The 19,505-nt window shown below is 72.5% G+C and carries 17 protein-coding genes; 6 read left to right on the top strand and 11 right to left on the bottom strand.

Annotated elements, in window-relative coordinates; genetic code table 11:
- Positions 1–221: 221 nt before the first annotated feature.
- The 5 genes from ACZ6EJ_RS03295 to ACZ6EJ_RS03275 all read left to right on the top strand — a co-directional run bounded on the left by ACZ6EJ_RS03295 (position 222) and on the right by ACZ6EJ_RS03275 (position 4,789).
- Positions 222–1,217: an ABC transporter ATP-binding protein gene (locus ACZ6EJ_RS03295; RefSeq protein WP_469264259.1), complete on the top strand. Its 996-nt coding sequence runs from the start codon at positions 222–224 to the stop codon at positions 1,215–1,217.
- Positions 1,207–2,115, top strand: a complete 909-nt coding sequence (locus ACZ6EJ_RS03290; RefSeq protein WP_469264177.1) for an ABC transporter permease — start codon at positions 1,207–1,209, stop codon at positions 2,113–2,115. The genes ACZ6EJ_RS03295 and ACZ6EJ_RS03290 overlap by 11 nt, the downstream gene beginning before the upstream one ends.
- On the top strand, positions 2,112–3,023 hold the full coding sequence (locus ACZ6EJ_RS03285; protein ID WP_469264175.1) for an ABC transporter ATP-binding protein: 912 nt from the start codon (positions 2,112–2,114) through the stop codon (positions 3,021–3,023). Before ACZ6EJ_RS03290 ends, ACZ6EJ_RS03285 begins: the two co-directional genes overlap by 4 nt.
- A gap of 29 nt (positions 3,024–3,052) precedes the next feature.
- Positions 3,053–3,772: an ABC transporter permease gene (locus tag ACZ6EJ_RS03280; RefSeq protein WP_469264174.1), complete on the top strand. Its 720-nt coding sequence runs from the start codon at positions 3,053–3,055 to the stop codon at positions 3,770–3,772.
- A gap of 321 nt (positions 3,773–4,093) precedes the next feature.
- Entirely contained in the window at positions 4,094–4,789 is a 696-nt protein-coding gene (locus ACZ6EJ_RS03275) for a hypothetical protein (protein WP_469264172.1), read from the top strand.
- Between the two features lie 66 nt (positions 4,790–4,855).
- Here ACZ6EJ_RS03275 and ACZ6EJ_RS03270 read toward each other — a convergent pair whose 3' ends face one another.
- From ACZ6EJ_RS03270 to ACZ6EJ_RS03230, 9 genes are all read right to left on the bottom strand, one after another.
- Positions 4,856–5,686, bottom strand: a complete 831-nt coding sequence (locus tag ACZ6EJ_RS03270) for an HAD family hydrolase (protein WP_469264170.1) — start codon at positions 5,684–5,686, stop codon at positions 4,856–4,858.
- On the bottom strand, positions 5,683–6,960 hold the full coding sequence (gene serS / locus ACZ6EJ_RS03265) for a serine--tRNA ligase (protein WP_469264169.1): 1,278 nt from the start codon (positions 6,958–6,960) through the stop codon (positions 5,683–5,685). The genes ACZ6EJ_RS03270 and serS overlap by 4 nt, the downstream gene beginning before the upstream one ends.
- 694 nt (positions 6,961–7,654) lie before the next feature.
- Positions 7,655–8,590 (bottom strand): prephenate dehydratase, encoded by a 936-nt coding sequence (gene pheA / locus ACZ6EJ_RS03260; RefSeq protein WP_469264167.1) that lies wholly within the window; start codon positions 8,588–8,590, stop codon positions 7,655–7,657.
- Positions 8,591–9,004: 414 nt separating this feature from the next.
- The gene (gene efeB / locus ACZ6EJ_RS03255) at positions 9,005–10,297 is read right to left on the bottom strand and encodes an iron uptake transporter deferrochelatase/peroxidase subunit (protein WP_469264258.1); all 1,293 of its coding nucleotides are present in this window, start codon (positions 10,295–10,297) and stop codon (positions 9,005–9,007) included.
- A gap of 32 nt (positions 10,298–10,329) precedes the next feature.
- Positions 10,330–12,357: a copper resistance CopC/CopD family protein gene (locus ACZ6EJ_RS03250; protein WP_469264166.1), complete on the bottom strand. Its 2,028-nt coding sequence runs from the start codon at positions 12,355–12,357 to the stop codon at positions 10,330–10,332.
- Between the two features lie 13 nt (positions 12,358–12,370).
- Entirely contained in the window at positions 12,371–12,817 is a 447-nt protein-coding gene (locus tag ACZ6EJ_RS03245) for a copper chaperone PCu(A)C (protein ID WP_469264164.1), read from the bottom strand.
- The gene (locus tag ACZ6EJ_RS03240; RefSeq protein WP_469264162.1) at positions 12,814–13,479 is read right to left on the bottom strand and encodes an SCO family protein; all 666 of its coding nucleotides are present in this window, start codon (positions 13,477–13,479) and stop codon (positions 12,814–12,816) included. Before ACZ6EJ_RS03240 ends, ACZ6EJ_RS03245 begins: the two co-directional genes overlap by 4 nt.
- A gap of 42 nt (positions 13,480–13,521) precedes the next feature.
- Entirely contained in the window at positions 13,522–14,277 is a 756-nt protein-coding gene (locus ACZ6EJ_RS03235; RefSeq protein ID WP_469264160.1) for a YcnI family copper-binding membrane protein, read from the bottom strand.
- 132 nt (positions 14,278–14,409) lie between these two features.
- Positions 14,410–15,222 carry a hypothetical protein gene (locus tag ACZ6EJ_RS03230; RefSeq protein ID WP_469264158.1) on the bottom strand — a complete coding sequence of 271 codons (813 nt, stop codon included), beginning with the start codon at positions 15,220–15,222 and terminating at the stop codon, positions 14,410–14,412.
- A 270-nt stretch (positions 15,223–15,492) separates the two neighbouring features.
- Between ACZ6EJ_RS03230 and ACZ6EJ_RS03225 the strand changes: the two genes are divergently transcribed.
- Positions 15,493–16,026 (top strand): ATP-binding protein, encoded by a 534-nt coding sequence (locus ACZ6EJ_RS03225; protein ID WP_469264156.1) that lies wholly within the window; start codon positions 15,493–15,495, stop codon positions 16,024–16,026.
- A 108-nt stretch (positions 16,027–16,134) separates the two neighbouring features.
- On the opposite strand, the gene ACZ6EJ_RS03220 is transcribed toward ACZ6EJ_RS03225, so the two are convergent.
- Together ACZ6EJ_RS03220 and ACZ6EJ_RS03215 are read right to left on the bottom strand one after the other, a co-directional pair.
- Positions 16,135–17,616 carry an aminopeptidase P family protein gene (locus tag ACZ6EJ_RS03220; RefSeq protein WP_469264154.1) on the bottom strand — a complete coding sequence of 494 codons (1,482 nt, stop codon included), beginning with the start codon at positions 17,614–17,616 and terminating at the stop codon, positions 16,135–16,137.
- A 97-nt stretch (positions 17,617–17,713) separates the two neighbouring features.
- Entirely contained in the window at positions 17,714–19,084 is a 1,371-nt protein-coding gene (locus tag ACZ6EJ_RS03215; RefSeq protein WP_469264153.1) for a PP2C family protein-serine/threonine phosphatase, read from the bottom strand.
- Between the last annotated feature and the right edge of the window lie 421 nt (positions 19,085–19,505).

Here is a 19,505-nt window from a genome sequence, read left to right as displayed (position 1 = left end):
TGTGCGGTACGTGCTCGTAACGTGACACTGATGAATGTGACAATGCCCGGCGGCGGCGTCAAGGGGTGCGCCCGGCCTGTGGACAACCTCCGCCCCGCCCCTCCCCTACGGGGCCGTACGCCTGGAGGCTGATGCCGATCCAGCCGCCAGGGCTGACGACCCCGGCGCTGTGCGCCACTAGCGTCGTCCCCGTGACTGTGATCGTGACCGAAGCCCTGAGTATGCGGTTCCCCCGGGTGACCGCGCTTGACCGGCTCACGTTGGACATCGGACCGGGCGTGACCGGCCTGGTGGGTTCCAACGGGGCCGGCAAGTCCACACTGATCAAGATCCTGCTGGGTCTCTCCCCCGCCACCGAGGGCCGGGCCGCGGTGCTCGGGCTCGACGTCGCGACCCGCGGCGCCGCCATCCGGGAGCGGGTGGGGTACATGCCCGAGCACGACTGCCTGCCCCCCGACGTCTCGGCCACCGAGTTCGTCGTGCACATGGCTCGCATGTCCGGGCTGCCGCCGACGGCGGCCCGCGAGCGCACGGCGGACACCCTGCGCCACGTCGGCCTCTACGAAGAGCGCTACCGCCCCATCGGCGGCTACTCCACCGGCATGAAGCAGCGGGTGAAGCTGGCCCAGGCCCTGGTCCACGACCCCCGACTGGTCCTGCTCGACGAGCCGACCAACGGGCTCGACCCGGTCGGCCGCGACGAGATGCTCGGCCTGATCCGCCGCATCCACACCGACTTCGGCATCTCCGTGCTGGTCACCTCGCACCTCCTGGGCGAGCTGGAGCGCACCTGCGACCACGTCGTCGTCATCGACGGCGGAACGCTGCTGCGCTCCAGCTCCACCAGCGACTTCACCCAGACCACCACCACCCTCGCGGTCGAGGTCACCGACAGCGACGCCCACCCCGACGGCACGGCAGCACTGCGCCGGGCCCTCACCGAGGCCGGGGTCACGCTCGTCGGACACGACGGGATCGACACGGAGGGGCTGCCGGGCGCGGGCCACATCCTGCTGATCGAGGCCGCCGGCGAGGAGACGTACGACCTGGTCCGCGACAGCGTCGCCGGCCTCGGCCTCGGCCTGGTCCGCATGGAGCAGCGCCGCCACCACATCGCCGAGGTCTTCCGCACCGAACAGGGCGGGGCGCGGGATACCGCCGCCACCGCCGGGGCCGTGCCCGTACAGCAGAAGGGAAGCGGTCGCGATGAGCACTGAGACCGGGACCGCGGCCGGGCGCGACGCCTCCCGCATCCACAACATCGGCTACCGCTCCTACGACGGACCGCGGCTCGGCCGGTCCTACGCCCGCCGCTCGCTGTTCTCGCAGACCCTGCGGGGCTCCTTCGGACTCGGCCGCTCCGCCAAGTCCAAGGTCCTGCCCATGCTGCTGTTCGGCGTGATGACGCTGGTCGCGGCGATCCTGGTGGCGGTCTCCATGGCCGTGCCGGACGGCACGAAGCTGGTGATCGAGTACACCTCGTACGCGATCTACCTCCAGGCCGTCATCGGTCTGTTCATCGCCGCCCAGGCACCGCAGGCGGTCTCACGGGACCTCCGGTTCAAGAGCATCCCGCTGTACTTCTCGCGGCCGATCGAACGCGCCGACTACGTCGTCGCGAAGTTCGCCGCCACGGCGTCCGCGCTGTTCATCCTCACCGGCACGCCGCTGCTCATCCTGTACGTGGGATCTCTGCTCGCGGAGTTCGACTTCGCCGATCAGACCAAGTGGTTCGGCCAGGGGCTGGTGTCGGTGGCGCTGCTTTCCGTGCTGTTCGCCGGGCTCGGCCTGGTCATGGCCGCCCTGACCCCGCGGCGCGGCTTCGGCGTCGCCGCGGTGATCGCCCTCCTGACCATCACCTACGGGGCCGTCTCCACCGTCCAGGCCATCGCCTGGGAGACCGGGTCGGACGGGGCCGTGCAGTGGCTCGGCCTCTTCTCGCCGATCACGCTGATCGACGGGGTCCAGACCGCGTTCCTCGGCGCGACGTCCGCCTTCCCCGGAGGGGAAGGTCCGGGAGCCGGCGCCGGAGTGGTCTACCTGATCGTTGTTCTCGCGCTCGTCGCCGGCTCGTACGCCGTCCTGATGCGCCGCTACCGGAGGGTCGGGCTGTGACCACCATCGAGATCGACCACACCTCGCGCTGGTTCGGCAACGTGGTCGCCGTCAACGACGTCTCCATGACCATCGGCCCCGGCGTCACCGGGCTGCTCGGCCCGAACGGCGCCGGGAAGTCCACGCTCATCAACATGATGGGCGGATTCCTCGCCCCCTCGACGGGGAAGGTCACGCTCGACGGCCGGCCGATCTGGCGCAACGAGGCCGTCTACCAGCAGGTCGGCATCGTCCCGGAGCGGGAGGGGATGTACGACTTCCTCACCGGCCGGGAGTTCGTCGTCGCCAACGCCGAACTCCACGGGCTGGGAGCCGCCGAGGCGCAGAAGGCGCTGGCCACGGTCCAGATGGAGTACGCGCAGGACCGCAAGATCTCCACGTACAGCAAGGGGATGCGCCAGCGCGTGAAGATGGCGTCCGCGCTGGTCCACGACCCTTCGGTGCTGCTGCTGGACGAACCGTTCAACGGGATGGACCCGCGCCAGCGGATGCAGCTCATGGAGCTGCTGCGGCGGATGGGAGCCGAGGGCCGCACGGTCCTGTTCTCCTCCCACATCCTCGAGGAGGTCGAGCAGTTGGCCTCGCACATCGAGGTGATCGTGGCCGGCCGGCACGCCGCGTCCGGGGACTTCCGGAAGATCCGCCGGCTGATGACGGACCGGCCGCACCGCTATCTGGTCCGCTCCAGCGACGACCGGGCCCTGGCGGCCGCGCTCATCGCCGACCCGTCCACGGCCGGCATCGAGGTCGACGTGACCGAGAAGGCACTGCGCGTCCAGGCCGTCGACTTCGGGCGGTTCACCGAACTGCTGCCGAAGGTCGCCCGCGAGCAGGGCATCCGACTGCTCACCGTCTCGCCGTCCGACGAGTCCCTCGAATCCGTCTTCTCCTACCTCGTAGCGGCCTGAGTAGCGGCCTGAAAGGAGCTGTGCACCTCATGTACGACCCCACAGTCGCCCGGCTCACCTACCGGGCCCTGCTCGGCCGGCGCCGGGCCGCCATCCTGTTCGTCCTGCCGGCGCTGCTGCTGGTCATCGCCGCGGCCGTACGCGCGTTCGCCGGAGTCGACGACCAGGTCGCCGCGGACGTCCTCGGCGGGTTCGCCATCGCCACGATGGTGCCGCTGATCGGCGTGATCGCGGGCACCGGGGCGATCGGCCCCGAGATCGACGACGGATCGATCGTCTACCTGCTCGCCAAGCCGGTGAAGCGGCCCACGATCATCTTCACCAAGCTGATCGTGGCCATCGCGGTGACCATGGCGTTCTCCGCCGTGCCGACGCTCATCGCGGGCCTGATCCTCAACGGCAACGGCCAGCAGATCGCCGTCGCCTACACGATCGCGGCGCTGGTCGCCTCGATCGCGTACAGCGCCCTGTTCCTGCTGCTCGGCACGGTCAGCCGGCACGCGGTGGTCCTGGGGCTGGTCTACGCCCTGGTCTGGGAGACCCTCTTCGGCAGCCTGGTGCCCGGCGCGCGGACCCTCAGCGTCCAGCAGTGGGCCCTCGCGGTCGCCCAGCGGACGGCGGACGACGGAGCGATCACCTCGGACGTGGGCCTGCCGCTCGCCACGGCCCTGCTGGTCGGCGTGACGGTGGCCGCCACCTGGTACGCGGGGCAGAAGCTGCGCACGCTGAAGCTGGCCGGCGAGGAGTGAACCGGCCCTGACCCGTACGGACGCCCGTACGCCGATCCCGTACGTCCGCGACGACCCCCGCCCCCGACCGGGCGGGGGTCGTCGTGCGACCGGACGGGTGTGCGCGTGACCGTACGTTTATCGGGTCGTTGGGCAGGACGCGTGGAGGCGATTGGAATCCGTGGCGTCGTAGCGTTCGTGACATCGGGGAGTGCCGGAACCGGGTGGGGACGAGCCCACCGGACCGGTCATCGAGTGAGTGGCAACCGTGAGCGTCCTCCACCCCGCGGCCTCCGGGGTCAGGGGCGTCCTCTGTCGTTCCCGCACACGAAAGGCGTACCCATGCCCACGGAAGTCGCCCTGCTCGAATCACGCGCGCTGCGCGTCGAGCAGATGGGGCGCGTCGACGTCCTCGACAAGGTGAAGAGCCTTGTCATGCTCCCTGACGGGATGCATGTCCGCACCGAGGACGTGGCGCGGTACTTCGAAGTATCCACAACCTCGGTCAGGAGGCTGACCGATCGCCATCAAGAGGAGCTGACCGAGCACGGACTGCGCGTGCTGCGCGGCTCTGAGCTGCAGGAATTCCATAGCGACATGATGTCGCTATGGGTCCGTGAGGGGGTGGAAAGTTATCCACAGGCGGCAACGCAACTGCGGGTCTACACCCGCCGCACCGTGCTCAACGTCGCCATGCTCCTCCGCGACAGCGACATCGCCCGCTGCGTGCGCACCTACCTCCTCGACGCCGAGGAGGCACTGCGCGCCCGGTACGCCTCCCTCGACCACCGCGTCACGCGCATCGAGAGCTGCCTCACCGGCGTCGGCAGCGCGCTCCAGGAGCTGGGGCCGGTGCTGGGCCGGATGTCGGAGCGCCTGGACAGCCTGGACCGGAAGGCGGAGGTGACGCACCAGGTGATCGGTGCGATGAGTCTGCGGCTGACGGACGTGTCGCAGGACGTCGGCCGGTTGGACGCGCGTCTGGACTCCTTCGCCCGGCAGCTCAAGGACCTGCGCCGCCGCAGCGCGCACCGCTGACCGGGGCCCTGAGCGGAGGCCGCCGCCCGCCGACGCGTTCCGGCGTCGGCGGGCGGCGGTACGAGGTCAGCCGGAGGCGGGCAGGGCGCCGCCGCCGGAGCGGAGCAGCTCCTCCAGCACGACCGCGATGCCGTCGTCCTCGTTGGACGCCGTGATCTCGTGGGCGACGGCCTTGAGCTCGTCGTGGGCGTTGGCCATGGCCACGCCGTGCCGCGCCCAGCCGAACATGGGGATGTCGTTCGGCATGTCGCCGAAGGCGATGGTGTCGGCGGCCTTGACGCCCAGCCGGCGGGCGGCGAGCGAGAGCCCGGTCGCCTTGCTCAGCCCGAGCGGCAGGATCTCCACCACGCCCGCGCCCGCCATGACCACGTCGACCAGGCTGCCGACGGCCGCCCGCGCGGCGCGGGCGAGCGCGTCGTCGTCCAGCTCCGGGTGCTGTATGTAGACCTTGTTCAGCGGGGCGGTCCACATCTCGGCGGCGTCGTCCACGAAGACGTACGGGAGCGGGCCTTCGTGGACCCGGTAGCCGGGGCCGACCAGCACGTCGCCGTCCAGCCCGTCGCGGCTGGCGGCCAGCAGCAGCGGGCCGATCTCCGCCTCGATCTTCGACAGCGCGAGGCCGGCGAGCTGCCGGTCCAGGGTCAGGGAGGTCAGCAGCCGGTGCTCGCCCGCGTGGTAGACCTGCGCGCCCTGACCGCAGACGGCGAGCCCCTCGTAGCCGAGGTCGTCCAGGATGTGCCGGGTCCAGGGGACGGCCCGGCCGGTGACGATGATGTGCGCGGCGCCGGCCGCGGTGGCCTCGGCCAGCGCTCGGCGCGTGCGCTCGGAGACCGTGTGGTCCCCGCGCAGCAGCGTGCCGTCGAGGTCGGTCGCGACGAGCTTGTACGGAAAGGTCACGTGGCGACCGGTTCCAGGACCTCGCGTCCACCCAGGTACGGACGGAGCACTTCGGGCACCCGGACCGAGCCGTCGGGGAGCTGGTGGTTCTCCAGGATCGCGACGATCGTGCGCGGTACGGCGCAGAGCGTGCCGTTCAGCGTGGCCAGCGGCTGGACCTTCTTGCCCTCGCGCATCCGGACGGACAGGCGGCGGGCCTGGAAGCCGTCGCAGTTGGAGGCGGAGGTCAGCTCGCGGTACTTGCCCTGCGTGGGGATCCACGCCTCGCAGTCGAACTTGCGCGAGGCCGAGGACCCGAGGTCGCCGGTGGCCACGTCGATGACCTGGAACGGCAGCTCCAGCGCGGTGAGCCACTGCTTCTCCCAGTCCAGGAGCCTGCGGTGCTCGGCCTCGGCGTCCGCCGGGTCGACGTACGAGAACATCTCGACCTTGTCGAACTGGTGGACGCGGAAGATGCCGCGCGTGTCCTTGCCGTACGTGCCGGCCTCGCGGCGGAAGCAGGGGGAGAAGCCCGCGTACCGCAGGGGCAGCTTGTCGGCGTCGATGATCTCGTCCATGTGGTACGCGGCGAGCGGTACCTCGGAGGTGCCGACCAGGTAGTAGTCGTCCTTCTCCAGGTGGTAGACGTTCTCCGCGGCCTGGCCGAGGAAGCCGGTGCCCTCCATGGCGCGCGGGCGGACCAGCGCCGGGGTCAGCATCGGGACGAAGCCGGCCTCGGTGGCCTGGGCGATGGCCGCGTTGACGAGGGCCAGCTCCAGGAGCGCGCCGACGCCCGTCAGGTAGTAGAACCGCGAGCCGGAGACCTTCGCCCCGCGCTCCATGTCGATCGCGCCGAGCGCCTCGCCCAGCTCCAGGTGGTCCTTGGGAGCGAACCCCTCGGCGCCGAAGTCCCGGATCGTGCCGTGGGTCTCCAGGACGACGAAGTCCTCCTCGCCGCCGACCGGCACGTCCGGGTGGACGAGGTTGCCGAGCTGGAGCAGCAGGCGCTTGGCCTCCGCGTCGGCCTCGTCCTGGGCGGCGTCGGCCGCCTTGACCTCGGCCTTGAGCTGGTCGGCCTTCTTCAGGAGCTCGGCGCGCTCCTCGGGGGAGGCCTTGGGGATCAGCTTGCCGAGCGCCTTCTGCTCGGAGCGGAGTTCGTCGAAGCGGACGCCGGACGACCTGCGCAGCTCGTCGGCGGAGAGCAGGGCGTCGACGAGGCCGACGTCCTCTCCACGGGCACGCTGGGAGGCGCGAACACGGTCGGGGTCCTCACGGAGCAGGCGAAGGTCAATCACCCCTCCAGGCTACCGGTGCACGCTTCTCGCTCTCGAATCGATAGGGCTGCGCGTGTCACTTTGACCGAATTGCCGGAATTGATATTCCTGGAGGGAAATCGCGGGCGGATCTCGCGACGGCGTCACCCGAGGGTGACCGACTCCCCGGAATAGGGCAGAAGGTGCGACTCGACTTGACCTACCGGCCGTGGTCGGGGGGCAGTTGGGGGCGCGGACGGCTGTCGTTGTCCACAGGTGGGCCCACTCGGAATAGTTATCCACAGGCTGTGAGGAAGTTCTGTGGATGTCGCAGGGGATTGTGTCGGAAGGGGCTCGGGTGGTGCGCTTTTTCCGCTCAAACCCACCTCGCGGGCTCTTTCGGGTGGGAAATTCCCGTTCCGAGGAGTCGATCAAGGGAATGGGGCGGGGCGGGGAGTGTTCGCGCCGACGCGCTCCTCTGTGGACGGCCTCGGGCGGGCAGGGTGATTTGTCGACGATGTCGCGTTGGGGTGTCGACTTGTCCCCAGGCCGAGAGGGCATCCTGTGGATAACGGCGCGGGCGCGTGACTATCCGTCGATAGCACCGCTGCGGAGCGCGCGGACAGCGGGCCGGGAGCGCGGGGCGAGGGAGGGGGCGTCGGACGGGCGGACGGGGCGCCCGGACGGCGGTCGTCCATGCACGCGGGCCGGGCGCGGGGGCGGCCCGGCCCTTCCGTCAGAGCCGCCCGTCCTGGCTGCGCGCGAGCCAGTCCGCCGCGTCCGTGAACGCCGTGTCCGAGGTGCTCGGCCGCGGCGGGCTGACCTCGCCCGGAGAGACGTCGGCTCGCGGGTACGAGCCGAGGAACCGCACCTTCGGGCAGATCCGCTTCAGCCCCATCAGGGCCTCCCCGACCCGCCGGTCCGCGATGTGCCCCTCCGCGTCCACGGCGAAGCAGTAGTTGCCGATGCCCTCGCCGGTCGGACGGGACTGGATCAGCATCAGGTTGACGCCGCGCACCGCGAACTCCTGGAGGAGTTCCAGCAGCGCGCCGGGATGGTCGTCGCCGAGCCAGATCACCACGGAGGTCTTGTCCGCACCGGTCGGCGCGGAGGGCCGGGCCGGCCGTCCGACCAGGACGAAACGGGTCTGCGCGTTCTCGGCGTCGTGGATCTCCGTCACCAGCGGCTCCAGGCCGTAGGTGGAGGCGGCGAACTCGCCCGCGAACGCGGCGTCGTACCGCCCCTCCTGGACCAGCCGGGCGCCGTCCGCGTTGGAGGCCGCGGACTCCCACACGGCCTGCGGGAGGTGGGCCGCCATCCAGTTGCGCACCTGCGGCTGGGCGGCCGGGTGCGCGGTGACCGTCTTGACGTCCGACAGCTTCGTCCCCGGCCGCACGAGCAGCGCGAAGGTGATGGAGAGCAGCACCTCGCGGTAGATCATCAGCGGCTGCCCGCTGGTCAACTCGTCGATCGTCGCGGTGATGCCGCCCTCGACGGAGTTCTCGATCGGTACGAGCGCCGCCGCCGCCTCTCCGCTGCGTACGGCGTCCAGCGCGGCCGGTACGGAGACCATCGGGACGAGCTCCCGGGTGGCGGCTTCCGGGAGGGTGCGGAGGGCGACCTCGGTGAAGGTGCCCTCGGGGCCGAGATAGGCGTAGCGCGTGGCTGACATACGGTCACCCTAATGCGCCGTCCGACCTCCGCCGGGCCGTCTCACCATACGGGCCGGGGGCGTGCGGGGGACGGCCGCGGGCCCGGCGGAGGAAGGCGGGAGCCGGTCGGTGCACAGGCCGCTGCGGGCGATCGGACGTGCCGGGCGGCGGGGGTGCTGCGAGGCGGTGGCCGGACGTGCCGGGCGCGGGTGGTGCGACGGGCGATGGCCGTACGTGACGGGCGCGGGGCCGTACGGGTCGGCGCGGTTGGTGCGACGGGCGGTGGCCGTACGTGACGGGCGCGGGTGGTGCGACGGACGCGGGGTGGCCGTACGGGCCGGGCACGGGCCCGCTGCGGGCGCCGAGGGCGGACAGGCGCGCGCCGACCGCGGGCGGCTGCGGGGGACGCACCGGGCGCGGGCCGGCTTCCGGCCTCACGACTCCAGGAGTCGCTGCCCCACGTACTCGCCCTCCGCCGCCCCGCCCGGCACCGCGAACACGGCGCTTGCCTCGTGGCGGATGAACGGCGACAGCGCGTCGCCCCGGTCGAGCTTGCGCTGCACCGGCACGAACCCGCGGAACGGGTCCGCCTGCCAGCAGATGAAGAGCAGGCCGGCGTCCGGTGCGCCGTCCGCCGCGATGCCGTCGTGGTACGAGAAGGGGCGGCGCAGCATCGCGGCCCCGCCGTTCTCCTCGGGCGAGGAAATGCGGGCGTGGGCGTTGTCGGGGATCACGAGCCGGCCGTCCGGGCCCGCCTTGGCGAGGTCCATCGCCGTGGTCTCGGTCCCCCCGCTGAGCGGCGCGCCGTCCGCCTTGCGGCGGCCGATGACCCGCTCCTGGCGGTCCACCGGCAGCTTCTCCCAGTCGTCCAGCAGCATCCTGATCCGGCGGACGACCGCGTACGAGCCGCCCTCCATCCACTCCTGCGGGGCGCCGGGCGAGGCGGGGACGAAGACGCGCCGGTCGAAGTCCTCGTCCTCCGGCTTCGGGTTTCCGGTGCCGTCGACCTGCCCCATGAGGTTGCGGGCGGTCATCGGGCGGGCGGTGGCGCCCGGAGTGCGGTTGAAGCCGTTCATCTGCCACCGCACCCGTGCCGTTCCCACGGCCTCCTTCTGGACGGCCCGCAGGGCGTGGAAGGCGACGAGGGCGTCGTCCGAGCCGATCTGCACCCACAGATCGCCGTCCGAGCGCTTGGCGTCCAGGTGGTCGGAGGAGAAGGCGGGCAGCGGGTCGAGCGCGGCCGGCAGCCGGGCGGTCAGGCCGGTGCGGGCGAAGAACGTACGGCCGAAGCCGAAGGTGACGGTGAGGGAGGACGGCCCGGCGTCCAGGGCGATCCCGGTGTCGTGGCCGGGACCGTCGGACCCGCCGGCCGCGGGCCGGCCGGCCATCAGCTCCTTCGCCGCCGCCGACCAGCGCCGCATCAGCGTCGCCGCCTCCTTGCGCCCCGCCCCCGCCACCAGGTCGAAGGCGACGAGATGGCCGCGGGCCTGAAGCGGAGTGGTGATTCCCGGTTGATGTTTCCCGTGAAACATCGCCTCGGTCGCCCCGATGGCCGTCAGTGCGGTGGGCTCCTCGGAGCGGGTCGCGGCGTACCCGGCCGCCCCGCCCCCGGCTCCCAGCACCAATCCGGTGGCGCCCGCCGCACCCGCTGTGCCCAGCAGCCGCCGCCGCGAGACACCGGCGGTGACGGGGGTGCCGGGGGCGTCGGAGGGGCGGGTACGCGCCACGGCCTTCTTGCTGGTGGTGTCGCTCAACGTGCTCAGCCGATCTTCGCGTTCTCGTCGACGGTGACCTGGTCGATCTCCGACGTGCGTACCGTCACGTCGATCGTCCAGTCTCCCGCCATCGGGATCTGTACGCCGCTCGCCGACCAGTGACCGTCGGCCAGCCAGTCGGGGACGACCGGCAGCGGGCCGATCTGCTGGGCCTTCAGGGTGAGGGCCAGCTTCAGTTCGGGGACGTTCATGGGCTTGCCGTCGCTGCCGTCGATCCACACGTGGAGGTCGTTGGAGCCGGTGCGGCCGGGGTCGATGTCGATGCGGACGGTCCCCTTGCCGTTCCGGCCGCCGGTGTTGAACGGCAGGGTCAGGTTGACGGGGCTCCCGGCGGCGGGAGCGGTCACGGCGGTGGCGCCGTTCGCGGCTTCCACCTCCGTCCGACCCGGCTCGGTCGACGTCAGCAGGGTGGTGACGGCCAGCAGCACCGCGGCGACGGCGGCCTCGGCCAGTACCGAGCGGCGCAGCCCGGAGCGCTCGGGGTCGGCGTCCCGTATCCGCTTCTCCTTCGCCGCGGTCAGGACGGCCCGCTGACGGGCCAGTTGCGCGGCGCGCGCGGAATCCACCTCGTCGGGAGCCGCCTCGTCGGGAGCCGCCTCACCGGACGCCACGGCCGAGGCCGGGACGGCGTCCCGCGTCTCCCCGGCGCCCGACGCCTCCCCGGCGTCCGGAGCTTCCTTGCCCTCCGGTGCGTCCACGGTCTCCCGCGCCTCCGCCTCCGCCTCCGCCTCCGCGTCGGCGGAGGCGGTCGCCAGCCGTCCCGTCCAGCGCCGGGAGAACCACCCGACGGCGAGGAGGACCGCGACGAGCGCCACCTTGACGATGAGGAGCTGCCCGTACCGCGTGTCCGTCAGGGCCGACCAGGAGCCGACCTGCCGCCAGGACTGGTAGACCCCGGTCACCGCGAGGACGACGACGCTGCCGAACGCGACAGCCGAGAAGCGCCGTACCGCCGCTCCCTCGATGCCGGGCGTCCGGTAGAGCGCCACCAGGAGCGCGGCGAGTCCGCCGAGCCAGGCGGCGACGGCCAGCAGGTGCACGACGTCCACCGGCATGGCGATGCCCGTCTGGATGCCGGTCGAGGCGTGCTCGGACACGGCCCAGGTGGCGGCGATGCCCGCCGCGACGACGGCGCCGCCGACCCACAGCCCGAAGGTGAGGTCCTTCTTCTCCCGCTCGTCCTCGCGCCGGGCGTACGTGCCGAACAGCACGGCGACGAAGAGGGCGGCGGCCCCGAGCAGCAGCAGCCGGGAGACCAGGGCCGCGCCGGGCTTGGTGTCCAGGGCGGCCTGGAGCCCGTCGAGATCGAAGGCGTCGGCGAACCTCCCGCTGCCCGTGTACGGGTGGCGCAGCGCCAGCATGACCAGGGTCGCCGCGGTCAGGGCGACCCAGCCGCGCACCACGAGCCGTTGCGTCGGCAGGTGGGACGCGCCGCGCGGCCAGCAGCCGAGGACGAAGGCGCTGCCGCCCACGAGGAGGACGAACCCGGCGTACGCGGTGTACCGCGCGATGTCGTAGACGACGCCGACCGGCCCGCCGCCCGCCTCCTGCGAGGGCAGGGCCACGGTGGTCGCGGAGGGCGCGCCGATGGAGAACGTGAAGGCGCCGGAGATGGGGTGGCTGTCGGCGGAGACGGCCTGCCAGGCGACCGTGTACGTGCCGTCCGGCAGACCGGGGTGGAGCGCGACGCCGTACCGGACGGCGGAGCCCTCGGTCAGGTCGCGCGGCTCACCGCCCGTGTCGGCGCGTTCCCCGTTCGGGTCGAGGACCCGGAACGAGTCGGCGCCCACGGCGATCGCCTCGGAGAAGCTGAGGGTGACCTCCTTGGGCGCGGTCGCCACCACCGCCCCGTCCTGCGGGTCGCTGCCGGTAAGGGCGGCGTGCGCGGACGCCGGGCCGGCGCCGGCCAGCATCAGCCCGAACAACAGGCCGACCAGGGCGGTGACGAGCGCGGCGGCGGCGAGGGGACGCCGGATCGGGAGCGGGCCGAGGCGCGGGGCGGTGGTGGTCATGACGGGCGGTCCCTCACTGCTTCTTCGGGCTGTGGGTGGTTTCCTTCACCGGCAGGTCGACCGTGATGGGGTCGGCCTTCTCGAAGTGCAGCTCGACGGGGATCTTCTCGCCCTGCCGCGGTCTCTGCTTGAGCTTGGTGAACATGATGTGGTTGCCACCGCGCTCCAGATCGAGCTTCCCGCCCGCCGGGACCTCGAAGGACGAGACCCGGCGCATCGTCCGGTCCTTCGTCTCGTGGATCGTGACGTCGTCGGAGAGCGGGCTGGTCACCGAGGTGAGCCGGTCGGTGGCGTCCCCGTCGTTGCGTACGGTCAGGAAGGCGGCGGCCATGTCGCTGACGGGCTGCGGCATGAACGCGTCGTCCACCTTCAGCTCCGGTGCGCCGTCCGTGGAGCACCCCGCCAGCGTCAGCCCCGCGGTGAGGGCGATGACGCCGGCGAGGGTCGTGCGGCGTCTCATGGCGCCTCCCCCCGGATCAGCTTGGGGAGGTCCTTCGTGTACTCCTCGGCGGTGGTGTCCTCGCCGTAGAGGACGTAGCCCTCGTCCGTCTTGGGAGAGAAGGCGATGACCTGCGCCCCGTGCATCGAGACGACGGTCCCGTCCTTCTCCTTCTTCGGCGCGTCGATGCCGATGCCGATCTGCCGCGCCCCGGCCTGGATGGTCGGGAAGTCGCCGGTGAGGCCGGTGAAGGCGGGGTCCTGGGCGCCGAGCCACTTGCCGAGCGAGGCCGGGGTGTCGCGCTCGGGGTCGGTGGTGACGAAAACGACCTGGAGCTTGTCCTGGTCGGCCTTGGGCAGCTCCCGTTTGGCGAGGGAGATGTTGCTCATGGTCAGCGGGCAGACGTCGGGGCAGTTGGTGTAGCCGAAGTAGATGAGCGTCGGCTTGCCCTTGGTCGCCTCGCGCAGGTCGTACTCCTTGCCGCGGGTGTCCGTGAGGACGAGGTTCGGCTTGGTGAACGGCCGGTCGAGGACGGTGGCGGCCTTGTCCTTCGGCGCGGCGCTGACGTCGGCCACGGGCGAGGAGCCCGCCGGGTCGTCGCCGGAGCCGGAGCCGCAGGCGGTGAGGGCCAGGGCGGCCGCAGCGGCGAACGCCGCGGCCGTCACTGCTTTTCTGTTGCGCATGACAGAGGTGTCCTGAGTGGGGTGCGGGTGGGGTGCGGCCGGTCAGGCCGTGGTGCGGCGACGCCCGGCGAGCACACCGAACGCGACGCCCGCGACACCGACGACGATGCCGATGATGCCCAGGGTGCGGGCCGTGGTGTCGGCGGAGGAGGAGGACGCGGCCGCGTCGCTCTCCTCGGACGACGCGGCGCCGGCCGCCTTGTGGTCGTCGCCGTCCTCGGCCGCGCCGCCGTGCTGGTCCTCGGCGGCGGCGGCCAGCTTCAGGACGGGGGCCGGGCTCTCGGGCTCCTCGCCGCCTGCGGTGGGCTCCTCGATCCAGCGGACGACCTCCTTGTTGTCGTACGTCTGGATCGCCTTGAAGACGAGCTGGTCGGCGTCCTCGGGGAGCTGGCCGACGGAGACCGGGAACTGCTGGAAGTAACCGGGGGCGATCTTGCCGCCGTCCGCGGTCCAGGTGACCTTCGAGACGGCCTCGGAGATCTTCTTGCCGTGCACCTCGAGAGGCTTGTCGAGCTTGCTCTTGGTGATGTCGATCTTCCAGCCGGGGACGGCCTGCGGGGTGACGGAGGACAGCGGGTGGTCGGCGGGGAAGTTCACCTCGACCTTGACGGTCGCGGCCTGGTCCCGCTCGTTGGGGACCTTGAAGTTGAGCGTCGCGTAACCGCCCTTGGCGGCCTCGCCCTGGGGCTGGACGCTGACGTGGGCGGCGGCCGGTCCGGCGAGCAGCAGGACGGCGGACGCGGCGACGCCGCCGGCGAGGGAGACACGGGCGGTGCGGGAGACACGGGACGTCTTCATGGCGGGAATCACTCCACAGGAAAGGGAACACGGTGGTCCGGCGCGCGGGTGCGCGACGGCGTCACGACGCCTCGTGATCCGGTTCCGGAGGCCCTGGAAGGGGGGACGATCCGGTCGGCGGCAGGCGTCGCGTCAGGCTGCGAGGGCGTACGGGGCCGGAGGCCCGCGCCTGATCACCAGGTCCTGCAGAGGGTCCCCGGCGTCCGGGGGCGGCGTGTCGTCGGCCCGGCGGCGGACGCGCGGCCCGGCCGCGGCCTGCTCGCGCGAACCGGTCCGCAGCGCGCGGACGAGGGCGAGCGCGGACCGCAGGGACCGCAACCGCGCCCCGGCCGCCAGCGCCTGGGCGCCGTGGGCGGAGAGCCGGACCAACCGGAAGAGGGCGATCTCGCCGCGCCGCAGCAGCCACCCGGTGGCGAGCGCGGCCAGCAGGTGGCCCAGCAGCATCGGCAGGCCCGGCAGGAGCGCCGTGACCGCGGCCAGGCCCGAGGCGGTGTCCGGCGCCGCCGCGAGGTGGCCGTGGCCCCGCACGAGGCTCTCGGGGTCGATGCCCGCCGTGGAGACGACGCGGTGGGCGTCGGCGGCGTCCAACTGCCCCGGCCCCGCCCCGCACACGAGCGAGGCGGCGAACCGGACGACGGGGTCGCCGCCGTCCGCGGGCGCGGCGGACGGGGCGCCGCCATGGGCGCCGTACGTGAAGAGGGTGTGCAGCAGGACCTGACCGCCCGTCAGCGCGCCCGCGATCGACGGCAGGGAACGCTCCCGCCCGGCGAGGGCGGCGGCGACGGCGAGGACGCCGAGGAATCCGGCGAGCAGCGTCCACGCGGGGACGGCCGCGCCGGCGGCGAACACATGCCCGGCCGCGGACAGCACGACGCAGACCGCGGTGAACACCGCGGCCCTCATGAGCCGCAGACCGGCTCCGGCGTGTGCGAGAGGCGTGGACATGGCCGGGCCATCATCGCACTGCGCCGCCCGTCCCGGTACGGCAGGTCCGGAAGATCGGACTCCGTCCGCAAACGTGCTTGTCGTGCCCGTTCGCGGGGGATGTTGGCACCGGGGAGGGCGGCCGAGCGCCCGCCCCCGGCCGGTTCCATACACCGGCCGGCCCAACATCCGCATCCGCCGATCGAGCGTTCTCCCGGCTGGGCGGGGCTTACGAAGTGCCACGCGGGCAATACGTACCGATACGTCGAGCCGCAGCCAGGAGGCTGGAAGATGAGCATCTGGTGGTCTCTCCACTTGCGGCGTGAAGCCGCGAGTGTTCCGCTCGCCCGTCGATTCCTGCTCGGCACGATGGAGACCGCGGGGGTCGACCCGGACGTCTCCTTCGACCTGTCGATCGCGCTCACCGAAGCCTGTGCGAACGCCGTCGAGCACGGCGGCGAGCGGTCGGCCCCCCAGGGTCGGCCCACGGCGGACGCCGGGCAGTACCGGATCACCGCCTATCTGGACGGCGAGAAGTGCCGTATCGAGGTCGCCGACTCCGGACCGGGCTTCCCCGCCCGGTGCGCGATCCGCCCGGCCGCGCCGACCGAACGCCGGCACGCGCACCACCCGGCACACCACGCGGACCCTTCCGCGCAGGCGCCCGCCGACGTGCCGTGGACGGCGGAGAGCGGCCGGGGCCTGGACCTCATCGAGCAGCTCTCCGACCACGTCCAGTTCGGCAACCGGCCGGGCCGGGGCGCGGTGGTGAGCTTCGACAAGGTCCTGAAATGGCGGGAGGGCGCCCTGCTCACGGTGTCGTGAGCAGCACGCCCTCGGCCGAACGGCCGCACAGCCGGCACGGGGAGCCAGGCACGGCCCGTACCGGGCTCGGACGGCCGCCCCGGAAGCCGGCCGTCCGTACGGAAGGGATCAGCCCTTCAGCTCCGCCATCCAGGTCTCGACCTCGTCGGCCCGGCGCGGCAGCGCGGCGGAGAGGTTCCGGTTGCCGTCCTCGGTGACGAGGATGTCGTCCTCGATCCGGACGCCGATGCCCCGGTACTCCTCGGGCACGGTCAGGTCGTCGGCCTGGAAGTACAGTCCGGGCTCCACCGTCAGGCAGACGCCCGGCTCCAGCACGCCGTCGACGTACGTCTCGGTGCGCGCGACGGCGCAGTCGTGGACGTCCATGCCGAGCATGTGACCCGTGCCGTGCAGGGTCCAGCGGCGCTGGAGGCCCAGCTCCAGGACCTTGTCCACGGAGAGGTCGCCGAGCAGCCCCCACGCGACGAGCTTCTCGGCCAGCACGCGCTGGGCGGCGTCGTGGAAGGCGCGGTAGGGGGCGCCGGGCCGCACGGCGGCGATGCCCGCCTCTTGGGCCTCGTACACCGCGTCGTAGATCTTGCGCTGGAGCGGGGTGAACGTGCCGTTGATCGGCAGGGTGCGCGTCACGTCGGCGGTGTAGAGGTCGTTGGTCTCGACCCCGGCGTCCAGGAGCAGCAGCTCGCCGGCGCGGACGGCGCCGTCGTTGCGGACCCAGTGCAGGGTCGTGGCGTGCGGGCCGGCGGCGCAGATGGAGCCGTAGCCGATGTCGTTGCCCTCGATCCGGGCGCGCAGGAAGAAGGTGCCCTCGATGAAGCGCTCGCTGGTCGCCTCGGCCTTGTCGAGGCTCCGCACGACGTCCTCGAAGCCGCGCGCCGTGGCGTCGCACGCCTTCTGCAGCTCCGCGATCTCGAAGGCGTCCTTCACCAGACGGGCCTCGGAGAGGTAGACGCGCAGCTCCTCGTCGCGCTCCGCGGTGACCTTGTCGGTGAGGGCGGCCTCGATGCCGGCGTCGTGGCCGCGGACGTTGCGGACGGGGCCGGTGGCCTCGGCCAGCGCGGCGGCCACCTCGCGGACGTCCTTGGCGGGGATGCCCAGCAGGCGCTCGGCCTCGGCGAGGGAGTGCCGGCGGCCGACCCACAGCTCGCCCTGGCCGTCGAGCCAGAATTCGCCGTTCTCCCGGTCGGAGCGCGGCAGCAGGTAGATCGTCGCCTCGTGGCCGCTCGCGCCGGTCGGCTCCAGGACGAGCACGCCGTCGTGCGTCCGGTCGCCGGTGAGGTACGCGTACTCGGTGGAGGGGCGGAAGGCGTACTCGGTGTCGTTGGAGCGGGTCTTGAGGTTGCCCGCGGGGATGACCAGCCGCTCGCCGGGGAAGCGGGCGGAGAGCGCGGCGCGCCGGGCGGCGGTGTGCTCGGCCTGGGCGATCGGTGCGAGGTCGCGCAGTTCCGTGTCGGCCCAGCCCGTCTTCATGTTCGCGGCAAGCTCGTCGGAGACGTCCGGGTACAGACCGTTCTTCCGCTGCTTGATCGGCTCCGCCGCTTCGTTCTCTTCGGTCTCCTGCTCCGGGGTCTCCGGGATGAGCTCCTCAGACACGATTCGTCTCTCCTTGCTACGACACTGGGCCGACCCCATCGTACGGGCGTGCGGAAGGGGGCCCAGGGCCGAAGGGCCTGTTACCGGGGGCGGGGGCTCAGTCGAAGTGCGCGGCGAGCAGGACGACGTCCTCGGTGGCGCCGCCGAGGTCGGGGGCGTCGGGCAGCAGCGTGCGCAGGACGTGGTCGACGACGGCGTCCGGATCGCGCCGCGCGGCCTTCGGCACGGAGGCGGCGGCGGAGTGCAGCCGGGCGAAGGCGCGGTCGATCGGGTCGCCGGTGCGGCGCAGCAGCCCGTCCGTGTACAGCAGCACCGTTTCGCCTGGCGCCGGGGCGAACTCCACGCTCGGCGCCTCCCAGCAGGCGAGCATCCCCAGCGGCGCGGAGAGCGTCGTCTCGACGAACTCGCAGCGCCGGTCGCCGAGCACCAGGGGCGGGGTGTGCCCGGCCCCGGCGAGGACGACCTTGCGGGCGGCGGGCTCGCAGTAGGCGAACAGGGCGGTGGCGGTCCGCGCGGGCTCGGTGAGCCGCAGCAGCAGCTCCAGGTCGGAGAGGACGGCGACGGGGTCCTCGCCCTCCATCACGGCGTACGCCCGCAGGCTGGCGCGCAACCGGCCCATGGCGGCCATCGCGCCCGGCCCGGACCCGCCCGCCGAGCCGACCGCGAGGCCGAGGGTGTGGTCGGGCAGCGGCAGCGCGTCGTACCAGTCGCCGCCGCCCCGCGGCCCGGTCCGGTGGCGGACGGCCAGCCGGACGCCGGGAATCCGGGGGAGCCGGCTGGGCAGCAGTTCCTCCGCGACGGCGGCGACGTCCGCGCGGGCGCGCTCCAGCTCGATCAGGCGGGCCAGGTGCGCGGTGGCGTACCGCGCGTACAGCCCGGCGAGGTGGCGCTGCTTCTGCGAGGGCTCGGCCGGTTCGTCGTAGAGCCAGGCGGCGCCGCCGAGGAGGCCGGCCGCCTCGGAGGCGAGGGGGAGGGTGTGGCTCGCGGCGTATCCGAGCCGGGTGGCGACCTCGCGGTGGAGGGGGTCCAGGCTCTCGTCGCCGAACAGATCGGGGCTGGTGACGCCGTCCGCCGCGGTCGCCGCCCCGTCGAGCACGCGGCCCAGGGCGGTGGCCGCGCGCGGCACGGTCTCGATGAGCCCCAGCTCGGCGCGGCCGAGCCCGAGGCCGAGGGTGGTGCGGGGGCCCTCCCCGTTCGCCGGTTCCAGAACGAGAAGGCCGCGACGGGCTCCGACGAGGGCGGCTCCGGCGCTCAACAGCTCGTGCAGGGCGGTGTCGAGGGTGTCCGTCGCGGCCAGCCGTTCGGTGAGTTCGTGGAGGGTCGTGAGGTCCGAGACCCAGCCCGCCAGCCGGTCCTGGAGGAAGGCGCCGGGGGGTGCGGGGACTTGGGTCAGGGGGGCCGGAGTGTGCGTTGAAACCGGAACCTCTGGATCGATTCCAGCCACTTTCGGCGGGTGTGGGGCTCTCATGGCAGCCAGCTTTCCGACCGGTGTGATTCGTCGAATAGCATCGCAAACCCCCCAGGGGATTCTGCGCCACTATCAATGCATCCACATGTACACGCACAAGTCGCCCGATGTCCAGCATTGTCCCTGAGGGGTTCGGGAGATTCGCGGACGCCCACTCTCGCGTAACTTGGCCGAAAAATGCACCCCATGAACGCCATTTGCGATCGACTGGAGCCGCTCTCCAGGGGCGCCTCCGGGATCACGTCGCCGGGGGAGCGTCATTCCGGGCGCGCTGGGTACGTAATCGGTGATGCGCGGGAGCAGTGGTGACCGCGAGGGAACCCGGCAGCGGGCTCGGGCGTCCTCACTCGTGAGATGACGCCTCCGCCCCGAGCGGCGGGTGTTCGCACCAGGGACGGCAGGCGAGGCGCGCACGCCGCCC

This window comes from Streptomyces sp. NPDC041970 (genome assembly GCF_055588985.1).
This window is presented reverse-complemented; position numbering and strand designations above follow the sequence as displayed.

Coding starts and splice junctions, on each gene's coding strand:
- ACZ6EJ_RS03240 (WP_469264162.1), bottom strand. CDS start 13,479: ATGCGCAACAGAAAAGCAGTGACGGCCGCGGCGTTCGCCGCTGCGGCC.
- ACZ6EJ_RS03235 (WP_469264160.1), bottom strand. CDS start 14,277: ATGAAGACGTCCCGTGTCTCCCGCACCGCCCGTGTCTCCCTCGCCGGC.
- ACZ6EJ_RS03215 (WP_469264153.1), bottom strand. CDS start 19,084: ATGAGAGCCCCACACCCGCCGAAAGTGGCTGGAATCGATCCAGAGGTT.
- ACZ6EJ_RS03275 (WP_469264172.1), top strand. CDS start 4,094: ATGCCCACGGAAGTCGCCCTGCTCGAATCACGCGCGCTGCGCGTCGAG.
- ACZ6EJ_RS03245 (WP_469264164.1), bottom strand. CDS start 12,817: ATGAGACGCCGCACGACCCTCGCCGGCGTCATCGCCCTCACCGCGGGG.
- ACZ6EJ_RS03290 (WP_469264177.1), top strand. CDS start 1,207: ATGAGCACTGAGACCGGGACCGCGGCCGGGCGCGACGCCTCCCGCATC.
- ACZ6EJ_RS03280 (WP_469264174.1), top strand. CDS start 3,053: ATGTACGACCCCACAGTCGCCCGGCTCACCTACCGGGCCCTGCTCGGC.
- ACZ6EJ_RS03230 (WP_469264158.1), bottom strand. CDS start 15,222: ATGTCCACGCCTCTCGCACACGCCGGAGCCGGTCTGCGGCTCATGAGG.
- ACZ6EJ_RS03225 (WP_469264156.1), top strand. CDS start 15,493: ATGAGCATCTGGTGGTCTCTCCACTTGCGGCGTGAAGCCGCGAGTGTT.
- pheA (WP_469264167.1), bottom strand. CDS start 8,590: ATGTCAGCCACGCGCTACGCCTATCTCGGCCCCGAGGGCACCTTCACC.
- ACZ6EJ_RS03250 (WP_469264166.1), bottom strand. CDS start 12,357: ATGACCACCACCGCCCCGCGCCTCGGCCCGCTCCCGATCCGGCGTCCC.
- ACZ6EJ_RS03295 (WP_469264259.1), top strand. CDS start 222: ATGCGGTTCCCCCGGGTGACCGCGCTTGACCGGCTCACGTTGGACATC.